A 12510-nucleotide genomic window follows, 5' to 3' on the forward strand; every position below is an offset into this window, starting at 1 on the left:
ATGCACGCCATCGTCACCCGCCCCGCGCAGGACGGCCTGCGCTGGGTCCGCGAGCTGGCGGCCCTAGGGATACGCAGCACTGCCCTGCCCCTGATCGACATCGGCCCGGCCGCCGATGCGCAACCGGTGCGGCAAGCCTGGCAGCAGCTGGCCAGCTACCAGGCTGCCATGTTTGTCAGCGGCAACGCGGTCCAGCATTTTTATGCATTAAATCAGCCTCTAGCGCAATCTATGCCTGCGCAAGCAGCTATCAGAACAAGAGCATGGGCCACCGGCCCCGGCACCGTGGCTGCACTGCGCCAGGCTGGCGTAGAACCCGCGCAGATCGATGCGCCCGATGCCGCCGCCGGGCAATTCGACTCCGAAGCCCTGTGGCACATCGTCGCCCCCACCGTGCAGCCCGGCAGCCGGGTGCTGATCGTGCGCGGCGGCGACCACACTGGCGAAAGCGCGGGCCGCAGCTGGCTGGCCGAGAAACTGGCCGGCGCCGGCGCGCAGGTCGACACGGTGGTCGCCTACGAGCGCCGCCTGCCGGTGTTCAGCGTCGCCCAGTTAGACCAGGCGCGACAGGCCTGCGCCGATGGCAGCGTCTGGCTGTTCAGCAGTTCTGAGGCCATTGCCCATCTGCAAACCCTGCTGCCAGGCCAGGATTTCCGCCCGGCCCGCGCGGTCGCCACCCACCCGCGGATTGCACAGGCCGCGCGGGCTGCGGGTTTTGGTGTTGTTTGCGAGTCACGCCCGACTCTGGCCGAGATAGTGGCCTCGATAGAATCACTGGCATGAATGCCGAGCTGCCCCCTGAATCTGCCGCCCCGCCCACTCCATCGGTGACACCACCGTCCAAGGGCTCCAGCAAGTCCACGCTGGTTGTGGCGGGCGTAGCCGTGCTGGCCCTGGCCAGCAGCGGCATGCTGTGGCAAAAGCTGTCCAGCATCCAGGAACACCTGGCGCGGCAAAGCGCCGACGCCGGCGCCCAAGCCGTAGAGGCCCGCACCATGGCCCGCCAAGCGCAAGACCAGGCCCGCGAAACCGCGGCCCACCAGGCCGTCACCGATGCGCGCATCAGCGAAACCACGCTGCAGCGCTCTCAGCTCGAAGACCTGATGCAAAGCCTGTCGCGCTCGCGCGACGAAAACCTGGTGGTCGACATCGAATCCTCGGTGCGGCTGGCCCAGCAGCAAGCCCAGCTCACCGGCAGCGTCGAGCCCCTGCTGGCAGCCCTCAAAACGGCCGACGACCGCGTCAGCCGGGCCGCCCAGCCGCGCCTGGCACCGCTGCAGCGCGCCATCGCCCGCGACACCGACCGCATCAAATCCGCCAGCACCACCGACACCCCGGGCCTGCTGATCAAGCTCGACGAACTGGTGCGCCAGGTCGACGAGCTGCCCACCGTCAACGCCGTGGTGGCCGCCTCCGCCGTAGGCGCAGACAAAACCACCAGCGGACCGGCGGCCAGCGAATGGTGGCAGCGCTGGCTGGACCTGGTACACCAGGAAGCCCGCAAACTGCTGCGCGTCAGCCGCATCGAACAGCCCGAGGCCGCTCTGCTGTCGCCCGAGCAAAGCTTCTTCCTGCGCGAAAATCTCAAGCTCAAGCTGCTGAATGCCCGGCTCGGCCTGCTGGCCCGACAGCTCGAATCCTCGCGCGCCGACCTGGCAGCGGCCACCGCAGCGCTGAACAAATACTTCGACCCCAGCTCGCGCAAGACCCAGAACATGGCCACCTTGCTGCAGCAGGTACAAAGTCAGATGAAGAGCGCCGAGTTGCCGCGGGTGGATGAAACCTTGGCCGCTCTGGCCACTGCCGCGGCGGGGCGCTGAGCATGCGTGCGATTGCTTGGCTCCTGGCCCTGTTCGGTGTGGCCGTCGCGGTAGCGCTGCTGGCTGGCAACAACCAGGGCACCATCACCGTCTTCTGGCCACCGTACCGGGTTGACCTGTCCTTGAATCTGGTGCTGGTGCTGACGGCCGCACTGTTTGTGGTGCTGCACTTGGCATTGAAGGCGCTGTCGGCACTGTTCTCCATGCCGCAGCAGGCCCAGCGCTGGCGCCTACAGCAAAAAGAACGGGCCACCCACACGGCCTTGCTGGACGCGTTCTCGCACCTGCTGGCCGGCCGCTTCCTGCGCGCCCGCAAAGCCGCCGAAGCCGCCCTGCGCCAAGAAAAAGCCTTGCTGACCAGCGGCCATCCGCTGGCCCATGGCGACAAGCTGCGCGCACTGGCACACCTGATCACCGCCGAAAGCGCCCAGTCGCTGCAAGACACCGCTGTGCGCGATACCCATATGCAGCTTGCCCTGGACAGCACGGCGCAGCGCAATACCCTGGAAACCCAGGAAACCCGCGAAGGCGTACAGCTGCGTGCCGCCCACTGGGCCCTGGCCGACCGCGACGCCGATGCCGCGCTGCAATGGCTGGACGCCCTGCCCCAGGGCGCTGCCCGCCGCACCCTGGCCCTGCGCGTGCGCCTGAAAGCCAACCGCCTGGCACGCCAGACCCTGCCCGCGCTGGAGACCGCCCGCCTGCTGGCCAAGCACCGTGCGTTCTCGCCGGCCGCGGCCCAGAGCATTCTGCGTGGCCTGGCACTGGAGCTGGTCAGCGGCGCCCACGACCCCGCACAACTACAGCGCGCCTGGGCCGAGCTGGAAAGCACCGAACGCCTGATGCCCGATGTGGCCATCCAGGCCGCACACCGCCTGGCCACCCTGCAAGGGGATGCCGGCTTGGCCCGCCAATGGCTGCTGCCGATCTGGGAGCAGCTGGTGGCCCACACCGAGCAGGAGCACGCCTACAGCATCAAGCTGGTGCGGGCGTTGGAGGCCGGGTTTGCGGTCTCCGACACTGCAATGGACCTGCCCTGGCTGCACCGGATTGAAGCCGCCCAGCAGCGCAATCCGCGCGATGCGAATCTGCAGTACCTGGCGGGCATCGCCTGCCTGCGCCACCAGCTATGGGGCAAGGCCCAGCAGCTGCTGACGCAAGCCGTACACCAGCTGACAGATGCCGGGCTGCAGCGCAGCGCTTGGCGCGCACTGGCCGACCTGGCTGAGCAGCGTGGCGATACGGCCGCTGCGCAAGAAGCCTATAAGCGCGTCGCCGCAACCTGATCGCTGCTCCAGACCCCGGGACACCCCCCAGGGTTTTGCGGGTCTGGCCGAGGCAGTGAGCTACCCATCACAGCCGGCGACTAGCCGCTAGATCCCGCGCCGCTATCTACCCCGCACAAGCAAAAAAAATGGACCCGAAGGTCCATTTCTTGTTGGCAGGCTGAACTGCTTAGAACGGCAGATCCATGCTGCGCAGATCACGCTTGGTTTCCACCATCACCAGCGGCTCGGCTTGCGCCACCACGATGGGAGGGCGTACCCGCGGCACATGCACTGGCCGGGGTTCAGCGGCGATCGCGGCCTGGACGGCAGCAGCGCGCTCAGGCTGGGTACCCACCCATTGCAGACCCGAACTCTGGGCCAATTGGTCTAGCTCCGCCGTAGGCAGAGAGAAAGCTGGCATCTTGGGAGCCGCGGCCACCACCGGCGCTGCGGGTGCGGCTACCGGTGCGGCGACGCTCACAACCACTTCAGCTGCAACTGGCGCGACGGGCGCACGTTCCTGCACCACCTCAGCCACCTCAGGGGCAGCGGCCGGAGCCACCGCCACCGAGCGCTCCACCAGCGATTCGGCTTGCGGCTCTACCGGGTTGGGCACGAAAGCCGCAGGCTCACCCGCGTTGTCGCGCGGCGCACGGTCCTTGCGGTCACGGCCATAACGGTCCCGCGAACGTTTTTCACGGCGCTGGGGTTCTTCAGCCTCGGGACGGGCTTCGTTGCCAGCTTCGCCAGCCTCGGCTAGCACCGGGGCGCTTTCAGCGTCGGCAACCGCCGGCTTGGCGGCCGCGAAGTACGAAGGACGCTCTGGACGCTCAACGGCTTCCACCTCTGGCGCACGTGGCTCACGTTCGGCACGCGGTTCGCGGTCCTGGCGAGGCTCACGCTCCGCACGGGGTTCGCGTTCAGCACGTGGCTCACGCTCAGGGCGGGGGGCACGGCCAGACTCGGCTTCGGCAGAGGGTTCGCGCAGGTCGGGACGCGGCTCGTCCTGGCGGTCCCGGCCGGCTACGCCGTCTTCGCGACTGCCACGGCCACCACGGCCACCACGCGAGTTGCGTTCACCGCGCTCACCCGCATTGCGGGGCGCGCGCTCGGGACGGGGCTCTGCACCCGTAGCGTCAACGCTGACGGCACCAGCTTCGGCCACTACACCTGCTTCGCCTTGGGACAACAATGCCTGGCTGTCAGCTTCGGAACGCTCACGCGGACCCTGCTGACGGTCGCCGCGGCCACGGCCACCGCGGCCACGGCCTTGGGCGTCGACAGCACCTTCGGTACGCTCCGGGCGCTCGGCGCGCTCAGGACGGTCGGCCGCATTGCGCGGACCACGGTCCGGACGGGCTTCCTGGCCCTCACGGGCTTCACGGCCTTCGGCATTACGCGGACCCCGGCCAGCACTGCGGCCCTCACCACGCTCAGTGCGGCCTTCACGGCTTTCTGGCGCTTCATCGCGGCCGCCACGGCCACCGCGACCACCGCGACCGGAACCTTCACCGCGCGCATTGCGGCCTTCACGGCGTTCTTCGGTCTTGGCGGCTACGGGCGCTGGGGCGGGTGCCACAGGCACAACGACCGGCGCTGGGGCAGCACCAAACAGACCTTTGAGCCAGCCAAAGAAACCGGTCTCGACCGGCGCTGCCACCGGTGCGGGTGCGGCCACCACAGGTGCAGGCGCGGGTGCCACGGCTTTGGGCACGGCTTGCGGAGCGGGCGCGTCGGGCAGCACGCCCTTGATCACCGGGGTTTGCTTGTTGGTCGGCTCTTGCGAACGGCGCGTCACCGAGGTGGCATCGTCCACCACGTCGGCCATCTTGTAGCTGGCTTCGATGTGGTCCAGACGCGGGTCGTCGTGCTTCAGGCGTTCGAGCTTGTAGTTCGGCGTTTCCAGCGTCTTGTTGGGCACCATCAGCACGTTGATACGCTGCTTCAGCTCGATCTTGGCGATTTCGGTACGCTTTTCGTTCAGCAGGAACGAAGCCACGTCGACTGGCACCTGGCACATCACCGAAGCGGTGTTGTCCTTCAGCGACTCTTCCTGGATGATGCGCAAGATTTGCAATGCCGAGCTTTCGGTATCGCGAATATGGCCGGAACCACCGCAACGGGGGCAAGGGATCGAAGCACCTTCGCTCAGCGCCGGGCGCAGGCGCTGGCGGCTCATCTCCATCAGGCCGAATTTGCTGATGGTGCCGAACTGCACGCGGGCGCGGTCTTGGCGCAGCGCGTCGCGCAGGCGGTTTTCCACGTCGCGGCGGTTGCGACTTTCTTCCATGTCGATAAAGTCGATCACGATCAGGCCACCCAAATCGCGCAGACGCATCTGGCGCGCCACTTCTTCGGCAGCTTCCAGGTTGGTGCGGGTAGCGGTTTCCTCGATGTCGCCACCACGGATGGAGCGGGCCGAATTCACGTCCACCGACACCAGGGCTTCGGTATGGTCGATCACGATGGCGCCGCCGGACGGCAGCTGCACGGTGCGGGCGTAGGCCGATTCGATCTGGTGCTCGATCTGGAAGCGGCTGAACAGCGGCGCGTCGTCGCGGTAGCGCTTGACCCGGGCTGCGTGCTCAGGCATCACATGGGCCATGAACTGCTGGGCCTGCTCGTACACGTCGTCGGTGTCGATCAGGATGTCGCCGATGTCGTTGTTGAAGTAGTCGCGGATGGCACGGATCACCAGGCTGGATTCCTGGTAAATCAGGAAAGCGCCCTTGCCCGACTTGCCGGCGCCGTCGATGGCAGTCCACAGCTTGAGCAGGTAGTTCAAGTCCCACTGCAGTTCAGGGGCGCTGCGGCCGATACCGGCGGTACGGGCAATGATGCTGGAGCCGTTCGGGTATTCGAGCTGGTCCATGGCTTCTTTGAGCTCGGCCCGGTCGTCGCCTTCGATGCGGCGCGACACACCACCGCCACGCGGGTTGTTCGGCATCAGCACCACATAGCGGCCGGCCAGCGACACGAAGGTCGTCAGGGCGGCGCCCTTGTTGCCGCGCTCTTCTTTTTCGACCTGGACCAGCAGTTCCTGGCCTTCGCGGATCACATCACTGATACGCGCCTGGTTGACCGGCACGCCCTGGGTGAAATACTGCTTGGAGATTTCTTTGAAGGGCAGAAAACCGTGGCGGTCTTCGCCGTAGTCGACAAAACAGGCTTCCAGCGAAGGCTCGACGCGGGTGACGACGGCCTTGTAGATATTGCCCTTGCGCTGTTCGCGCCCCTCGATTTCAATTTCGTAGTCGAGCAGTTTTTGCCCGTCCACAATCGCTAGCCGACGTTCTTCCGACTGCGTTGCATTAATCAGCATCCGTTTCATGGTGCGTTTCCTTTGACTGGACCACAGGGGGTCCAGAAATGTTCTTCAATTCAATATGGCCCAAATTGGGCCTTTTGATGCCTGAACAGACGCATGGAAACAACCGGAATGACCGCAAGACTGCACTAGGTAAGCGTTGGCTTACAGGGTGACAGAGGGGGTATGGGGACGAAGGCGAGGAAGGTGGTGGGCAGAACAGCTATTGAATTTATAGCTACTCGCGCATAGTAGATGTGCGCCAGGGGCAGTTCCATGCCAAAGACCGGGGCTATGAGCCACCGCCAGCAGGTTTGAACCATCACCATCAGCACAAGAGTTCTCGCTTCGATCCGTTGAGCCACCTGGGCACTACGTAGAACGTATTGGCACAGGTCGACAATTTGGGGGTATTCCGTATCCGTATTTCCATCGCGTCAGCCCGCCTCATCAGCGTTTGCGGCCATCGGCGCTAGGTTCGCGCGGCTTGGCAGCAGACAGCCTGGAGTGGCATCGACCTCGCAGCGTTGTCGGTGTTGTGCTCTAAACTGTGGTGAATCAAGCACTTACGACACGACGCTGGTGAAAAATATTATAGGTGCTAACCACCCTCCCCCCATGCCTGAAGTCAAATTCATTACGGTGGACCCTGACGACGCCGGCCAAAGGCTCGACAACTTCCTGATGCGCCACCTCAAAGGCGTGCCCAAAACCCATGTCTACCGCATCATCCGCAGCGGCGAAGTGCGGGTCAACAAAGGCCGTGCGGCGGCCGACACCCGCATTGCAGGCGGCGACGTGGTGCGGCTGCCGCCGACCCGGATTTCCGAACGGGTTGCCGAAAAGGCCGAAGCCATGGCCAGCGCACCAGCCCCCGCACGCGAATTCCCGGTGCTGCTGGAAGATGAGCACCTGCTGGCCATCGACAAACCGGCGGGTGTGGCCGTGCATGGCGGTAGCGGTGTCAGCTTTGGGGTCATCGAGCAGTTGCGCATGGCCCGCCCAAAGGCGCCGTTTCTGGAGCTGGTGCACCGGCTGGACCGGGAAACCTCAGGCATCCTGCTGCTAGCCAAGAAACGCAGCGCTCTGAAAAACGTGCAAGACCAGTTCCGCGAACGCGAAACCGGCAAGACCTATCTGGCCCTGGTGCTAGGGCACTGGCCGGCCAACAAGAAGGTGTTGGACAAATCTTTACACAAGTACCTGCTGGCGAACGGAGAACGTCGGGTCAAGGTGGTGGCGAGGGACGACCCCGACGGCATGCGCTCGCTCACGCTGGTGAAGGTGGCCCAGCACTTTGCCGGCTTCAGCCTGCTGGAGGTAACTATCAAGACCGGCCGGACCCACCAGATCCGCGTGCACCTGGCTTCGGAAGGATTTCCGATTGCCGGTGATGACAAATATGGCGACTTTGAGGCCAACAAGGCTTTGTTGAAGCAGGGGCTCAAACGCATGTTTCTGCATGCATGGCGTTTGCAGTTGAGCCACCCCGCCAGTGGCGCGAGTGTGGAGCTCAACGCCGCGCTGCCCAACGAGTTACAAAGCTTCATCAGCACCCAATCTGATAGCAGCAGCCCCTGAATAGGTGCGGCTGCGCCATTTACAGCCGCCACTGAATCGGTGATGATTCGGTTACCTTTTGCTACCTGCTACATTTTGGGCTTATGGCCGCTGTTGAACCCTTCACCAAAGAAACCTCTACCGTAGCGCTTCCCGGCTTGGGAAGGGTTTTGATTTCTGCCGGAAAGCTGGGGCAAAAGTCGGCCGAAGACATTTACCGCAAAGCCCAAAGCAACCGCACCAGTTTTATCGCCGAACTGATGACCTCGGGCGTGGTGTCTGCATCCGACCTGGCGCACACCATGTCCACCGCGTTCGCAGCCCCCTTGCTCGACATTGACGCGGTAGACCGCGAACGCCTGCCCAGAGACCTGCTGGACGGCAAGATCTGCCAAGCCTACCGCGTGGTCGTGCTGAGCAAGCGCAACAACCGCCTGATCGTCGCCACCGCCGACCCGTCCGACCAGGAGGCCGCGGAAAAAATCAAGTTCTCCACCCAGTTAGGCGTGGACTGGATCATTGCCGAATACGACAAGCTGTCCAAGATCGTGGACGCCAACTCCGTGTCCGCCAATGAAGCCATGGGCAACATCATTGGTGGCGACTTCGATTTCGACGACACCAACATGGGTGTGCCGGAAGAAGCCGCAGAAATCAATGCCAACGAGGTCGAGGATGCCCCGGTCGTCAAGTTCCTGCACAAGATGCTGCTCGACGCATTCGGCATGCGGGCTTCGGACTTGCACTTTGAACCCTACGAGCACAACTACCGCGTGCGCTTCCGGATTGACGGTGAATTGCGCGAAATCGCCTCGCCACCGGTAGCCATCAAGGACAAGCTGGCCTCGCGCATCAAAGTAATCTCACGACTCGACATCTCCGAAAAACGCGTGCCGCAAGACGGCAAGATGAAGCTCAAGATCGGACCGGACCGGGTGATCGACTTCCGCGTCAGCACCTTGCCTACCCTGTTTGGCGAAAAGATCGTGATCCGGATTCTGGATCCGAGCAGCGCAAAGTTGGGCATTGACGCGCTGGGCTACGAGCCTGAAGAAAAAGAGCGGGTCATGCATGCGATTGGCCGGCCCTACGGCATGGTGCTGGTCACCGGCCCCACAGGTTCGGGAAAAACCGTGTCGCTTTACACCTTCCTCAACCTGCTAAACAAGCCAGGTGTCAACATCGCCACGGCGGAAGATCCGTCCGAAATCAACCTGCCGGGGGTCAACCAGGTCAATGTCAATGACAAGGCCGGCCTGACGTTTGCCGTCGCCCTGAAATCCTTTCTGCGCCAGGATCCCGACATCATCATGGTCGGCGAAATCCGCGACCTGGAAACCGCCGATATCTCCATCAAGGCCGCGCAAACCGGCCACTTGGTGCTGTCCACCCTACACACCAACGATGCGCCCACCACCTTGACGCGGATGCGCAATATGGGTATTGCGCCGTTCAACATTGCTTCTAGCGTGATTTTGATCACCGCCCAGCGCCTGGCGCGGCGCTTGTGCCCGGTGTGCAAGGCGCATATCGAGATTCCACAGAAAACCCTGTTGGAATCTGGTTTTGAGGCCGAAGAACTGAATGGCTCCTGGAAGCCTTATGGCCCGATAGGCTGCAATGCCTGCAATAACGGCTACAAAGGCCGGGTGGGCATTTACCAGGTGATGCCGATTTCCGATGAAATCCAACGCATCATCCTGCGCGATGGCAGTGCCATGGATATTGCCGAACAGGCCAGAATCGAAGGCGTGCGCACGCTGCGCCAGGCCGGTTTGCACAAAGTCAAGCTAGGGTTGACCTCGCTGGAAGAAGTGCTCGCCGTGAGCAATGAATAGACCACGACGGACGTACAAGGCATTCCATGGCAACTGCATCGCCCAGAGACGTTAAAGAGTTTGTCTTCGAATGGGAAGGCAAGGACCGCAATGGCAAACAGGTGCGCGGCGAAACCCGCGCTGCGGGCGAAAACCAGGTCCAGGCATCCTTGCGCCGCCAAGGCGTATTTCCGACCAAGATCAAGAAGCGCCGCATGCGCTCGGGCAAAAGCATCAAGCCCAAGGACATCGCGATCTTTACGCGCCAGCTGGCTACCATGATGAAAGCCGGTGTGCCCCTGCTGCAGGCCTTTGACATCGTGGGACGCGGCAATGCCAACGCCAGCGTGACCAAACTGCTGAACGATATTCGCCAAGATGTGGAAACAGGTAGCTCACTGAGCGCGGCGTTTCGCAAGTTTCCGCTGTACTTCGACAGCCTGTACTGCAACCTAGTAGAGGCTGGCGAGGCCGCCGGTATTCTGGAAGCTCTGCTGGACCGGCTGGCGGTCTATATGGAAAAGACCGAGGCGATCAAATCCAAGATCAAATCGGCGCTGATGTACCCCGCCTCGGTGGTGGTGGTGGCGTTTGTAGTGGTGGCGGTGATCATGATTTTTGTGATTCCGGCGTTCAAGGAAGTTTTCAGCAGTTTCGGGGCAGATTTGCCCGCTCCTACGTTATTTGTGATGGCTATCAGTGAAGTATTTGTTCGCTATTGGTGGCTTATCTTCGGCGGCATCGGTGCTGGCTTTTATTTCTTTATGCAAGCTTGGCAGCGCAACGTCAAGATGCAGCAAGTGATGGACCGGATCATGCTCAAACTGCCGGTATTCGGCGCATTGGTAGAGAAGTCATGTATCGCCCGCTGGACTCGCACGTTGTCCACCATGTTTGCCGCCGGTGTCCCGTTAGTTGAAGCTCTTGATTCGGTAGGCGGGGCTTCTGGCAACTCGGTGTTTCAGATTGCCACCGAGAAGATCCAGCAAGAAGTCTCCACCGGCACCAGTCTGACGACGGCCATGACCAACGCCAAAATCTTCCCTTCGATGGTGCTGCAGATGTGCTCCATCGGCGAAGAATCCGGTTCCATCGACCATATGCTGGGCAAGGCGGCCGACTTCTACGAAGCCGAAGTAGACGATATGGTGGCCGGTTTGTCCAGCCTGATGGAGCCCATCATCATCGTGTTCCTGGGCACCTTGATCGGCGGCATTGTGGTTTCCATGTACCTGCCGATCTTCAAACTGGGCCAAGTCGTCTAATGCCGGAACTGCAGTGGATGGTGGCCCTGCTGGGTGGTCTTTTCGGTCTGATGCTTGGCAGTTTTCTGAACGTAGTTGTGCACCGCCTGCCCAAGATGATGGAACGGCAATGGGCCGCCGAATACGCTGAAATGCAGGGCATCGAGCCGGCCACGGCAGAGCCGTTCAATCTGCTGCTGCCGCGTTCACGCTGCCCGCACTGTGGGCAACAGATCCGCTGGTACGAGAACATACCGGTTCTTAGCTACCTGTTCTTGCGCGGAAAATGCTCGGCCTGCAGTGCCAAAATCAGTCCCCGCTATCCGGCTGTGGAGCTGGCGACCGGCGCACTGTTTTTCTTCTGTCTATGGCAATGGGGCCCCACCACCACCGGGCTGGCCTGGTGCGGCTTTGCCGCGGCACTGCTGGCGCTGGCCCTGATCGACTGGGACACCACCCTGCTGCCCGACGACATAACCCTGCCGCTGCTCTGGGCTGGGCTGATCGGCTCGGCATTGCACTGGACCTCGGTCCCGCTGTTTACAGCCTTGTGGGGCTGCGTCGCGGGCTACATGTCCTTGTGGATCATTTACTGGGCCTTCAAACTGCTGACCGGCAAGGAGGGCATGGGCTATGGCGACTTCAAGCTGTTTGCGGCGCTAGGCGCCTGGTTTGGCTGGGAAGCCCTGGTACCGATGATTCTGATGGCCTCGGTGATCGGCGCGGTGGTGGGCATCGCCATGAAGTTCAGCTCCGGCTTGCGCGAAGGGGGCTACATACCGTTCGGGCCATTTCTGGCGGGAGCGGGCCTGACCGCCATGGTCTTCGGACCCAACGCCATCCTGCACGCTATTGGTTTGTAAAAGTATGCAACCGTGCCTTCGGATCGGGCTTACCGGTGGCATCGGCAGCGGCAAGAGTACGGTCGCGCAGATGCTGCAAGACCTGGGCGCCACGGTCGTTGATGCCGATGCCATTTCGCGCGCCGCCACGGCTGCTGGCGGCTCTGCCATCGAGGCCATCCGAGCCACTTTTGGCGCCCAATTCATTACCACCGAAGGTGCCATGGACCGCGACCGGATGCGGGCCCTGGCCTTCTCGGAACCCGATGCCAAGAAGCGCCTGGAAGCCATCGTCCACCCTCTGGTAGGCCAGGCAATCGAAGCCCAATTCCAGGCGGCCCAAGCGGCAGGATCCCGCTGTGTGGTGTTCGATATTCCCCTGCTGGTTGAGTCGGGACACTGGCGCCATCGGCTCGACCAGATCCTGGTCGTGGACTGCCTGGAGGACACGCAAGTCGCCCGGGTACTCGCGCGCAATGGCCTAGATGAGGCCACGGTACGCAAGGTGATCCAGACCCAGGCCAGCCGTACCGAACGGCTCGCAGTTGCCGACTGGGTGATCTTTAACGATGGCCTGACGCTGGACCAGCTGCGCGCAGAGGTCCGCAAAATCGCCCCCCACTTCGGGCTATGATGCCGCCACTGGAAAAAC

At 62.8% G+C, this 12510-nt stretch carries 9 protein-coding genes; 8 read left to right on the forward strand and 1 reads right to left on the reverse strand.

All coding sequences use genetic code 11. The annotated features are described in order from the left end of the window. The 3 genes from BLT66_RS13140 to BLT66_RS13150 are packed head-to-tail and all read left to right on the forward strand — an operon-like array spanning position 1 to position 3106. A complete protein-coding gene (locus BLT66_RS13140) occupies positions 1–783 on the forward strand; it encodes a uroporphyrinogen-III synthase (protein WP_092758165.1) in 783 nt (260 codons plus the stop codon). Further along, positions 780–1820, forward strand: coding sequence for a uroporphyrinogen-III C-methyltransferase (locus tag BLT66_RS13145; protein ID WP_092758166.1), 1041 nt, complete (start codon positions 780–782; stop codon positions 1818–1820). Before BLT66_RS13140 ends, BLT66_RS13145 begins: the two co-directional genes overlap by 4 nt. 2 nt (positions 1821–1822) lie before the next feature. Continuing rightward, positions 1823–3106, forward strand: coding sequence for a heme biosynthesis HemY N-terminal domain-containing protein (locus BLT66_RS13150; RefSeq protein WP_092758167.1), 1284 nt, complete (start codon positions 1823–1825; stop codon positions 3104–3106). Positions 3107–3275: 169 nt separating this feature from the next. Here BLT66_RS13150 and BLT66_RS13155 read toward each other — a convergent pair whose 3' ends face one another. Next, entirely contained in the window at positions 3276–6419 is a 3144-nt protein-coding gene (locus BLT66_RS13155) for an Rne/Rng family ribonuclease (RefSeq protein ID WP_092758168.1), read from the reverse strand. 558 nt (positions 6420–6977) lie between these two features. On the opposite strand from BLT66_RS13155, the gene BLT66_RS13160 reads away from it, so the two are divergent. The 5 genes from BLT66_RS13160 (at position 6978) to coaE (ending at position 12492) form a co-directional block, all read left to right on the forward strand. Beyond that, the gene (locus tag BLT66_RS13160) at positions 6978–7976 is read left to right on the forward strand and encodes an RluA family pseudouridine synthase (protein ID WP_369821598.1); all 999 of its coding nucleotides are present in this window, start codon (positions 6978–6980) and stop codon (positions 7974–7976) included. 83 nt (positions 7977–8059) lie between these two features. Continuing rightward, positions 8060–9793, forward strand: coding sequence for a type IV-A pilus assembly ATPase PilB (gene pilB, locus BLT66_RS13165; RefSeq protein ID WP_092758170.1), 1734 nt, complete (start codon positions 8060–8062; stop codon positions 9791–9793). A 26-nt stretch (positions 9794–9819) separates the two neighbouring features. Further along, a complete protein-coding gene (locus BLT66_RS13170; RefSeq protein ID WP_092758171.1) occupies positions 9820–11037 on the forward strand; it encodes a type II secretion system F family protein in 1218 nt (405 codons plus the stop codon). Further along, positions 11037–11879 carry a prepilin peptidase gene (locus tag BLT66_RS13175; protein ID WP_092758172.1) on the forward strand — a complete coding sequence of 281 codons (843 nt, stop codon included), beginning with the start codon at positions 11037–11039 and terminating at the stop codon, positions 11877–11879. The genes BLT66_RS13170 and BLT66_RS13175 overlap by 1 nt, the downstream gene beginning before the upstream one ends. 4 nt (positions 11880–11883) lie before the next feature. Beyond that, positions 11884–12492, forward strand: a complete 609-nt coding sequence (gene coaE / locus BLT66_RS13180; protein WP_092758173.1) for a dephospho-CoA kinase — start codon at positions 11884–11886, stop codon at positions 12490–12492. The last annotated feature ends 18 nt before the right edge of the window (positions 12493–12510 follow it).

Source organism: Rhodoferax sp. OV413, assembly GCF_900104385.1.
In the GTDB taxonomy this organism is placed as follows: Bacteria; Pseudomonadota; Gammaproteobacteria; order Burkholderiales; family Burkholderiaceae_C; genus Rhodoferax_B.

Bases quoted from the DNA above. Each gene is read 5' to 3' on its own strand.
- BLT66_RS13140 (WP_092758165.1), top strand. From the start codon at position 1: ATGCACGCCATCGTCACCCGCCCCGCGCAGGACGGCCTGCGCTGGGTC.
- BLT66_RS13145 (WP_092758166.1), top strand. From the start codon at position 780: ATGAATGCCGAGCTGCCCCCTGAATCTGCCGCCCCGCCCACTCCATCG.
- BLT66_RS13150 (WP_092758167.1), top strand. From the start codon at position 1,823: ATGCGTGCGATTGCTTGGCTCCTGGCCCTGTTCGGTGTGGCCGTCGCG.
- BLT66_RS13155 (WP_092758168.1), bottom strand. From the start codon at position 6,419: ATGAAACGGATGCTGATTAATGCAACGCAGTCGGAAGAACGTCGGCTA.
- pilB (WP_092758170.1), top strand. From the start codon at position 8,060: ATGGCCGCTGTTGAACCCTTCACCAAAGAAACCTCTACCGTAGCGCTT.
- BLT66_RS13170 (WP_092758171.1), top strand. From the start codon at position 9,820: ATGGCAACTGCATCGCCCAGAGACGTTAAAGAGTTTGTCTTCGAATGG.
- BLT66_RS13175 (WP_092758172.1), top strand. From the start codon at position 11,037: ATGCCGGAACTGCAGTGGATGGTGGCCCTGCTGGGTGGTCTTTTCGGT.
- coaE (WP_092758173.1), top strand. From the start codon at position 11,884: ATGCAACCGTGCCTTCGGATCGGGCTTACCGGTGGCATCGGCAGCGGC.